Consider the following 1,069-nt stretch of genomic DNA (forward strand, 5'->3'; position numbering starts at 1 on the left):
GGCTCGCGCGATCCGATGGAGTTCGCCTTCCCAGCGTTCCGCGGCCCGGGGGCGCCGGCCGGGCCGGGCCGCGTCCAGGCACAGCATCACGGCCAGGCCGCCCGTCAGGGGCGCGAGCAGCGCGACCGTCAGGCACGAGCCGTTGCGCGCCTCCCACCGGCGGGTGAACGGGCCCTCCGCGCACGGCTCGCGCGAGACCGAGCGCGCGGGCCCGTTCTCCTCCTCCCAGCGTTCCAGCCACTCGTCCCACGCCTCCCCGCCGTCCGTCTCCGCGTCCCACTCGGCCTCGGCCAGGTACAGGGACGCCACGGGATCCCCGCCCCGGCCCGCGCGTTCGAAGGCGAGCAGCACCTCGCCCGCGGCCGACGTGCGCTCCGCGAACCCCTCCCCCGGCCCGGGAAGCAGCACCTCGCCACCGTCGCACAGCCCCGCGCTCCGCACGGCCGGCTCATGCCCTCCGGCCCGCCGGCCGTGCGCTTTCTTCCACTCGTCCAGGGCCGCGTACGCGTCCATCACCGCCCGCCCGAGCTCCTCGGCGGACGCGCCCGCAGGCACGGTGCCCCGCCACACCTCGTCATCCAGGTCCGCATTGTCGCCCCTTGGTGGATATGCGTACACCCAGTATTCCTTGTCCTTGTAGTTGGTGACCTCGACGAGGTCGTTGTTCCGGGCGAATGCTCTCCATGTCTTGTATTTGGTGTCGTGCCGCCAGAAGTTCTCGTTTTCCTCGAGACTCAGCTCGAGCGGGCCCGTGCGCTCGATGAACGCGAACGCATCCAGCGCCGCCTTGCCCACATCCCCGGCCGTCACGCCGGGGCCCTTCAGACTCCTGAAGAACCGGTCCGTCACCCGATTGATGCCCCAGCTCATCACGAACGGGCAGACCAGGAACCTGCTTCGTTCCCTGTTTATGGAGACTATCCTTATCTGGCTCATGTTATTCCCTCCTCCTATTTCGCGATCTTGTACACGATGCGTATGCCCGTGCCGGCATGCTCCCCCTGGAACGCCCTCAGCGCCTCGGCGATATCATTGCCGATCGCGGTGTCCGGGAACACGACCTCCAGCA

Annotated in this window: 1 protein-coding gene; it reads right to left on the bottom strand. The window is 69.2% G+C overall.

From position 1 onward, the window contains the following. Positions 1-936 (bottom strand): hypothetical protein (locus G1C98_RS07085; protein ID WP_240944958.1); only part of this gene is annotated, 936 nt, incomplete at its 3' end. Positions 937-1,069 lie beyond the last annotated feature (133 nt).

Origin of the sequence: Bifidobacterium erythrocebi (assembly GCF_012932675.1) — a bacterium.
Classification (GTDB): domain Bacteria; phylum Actinomycetota; class Actinomycetes; order Actinomycetales; family Bifidobacteriaceae; genus Bifidobacterium; species Bifidobacterium erythrocebi.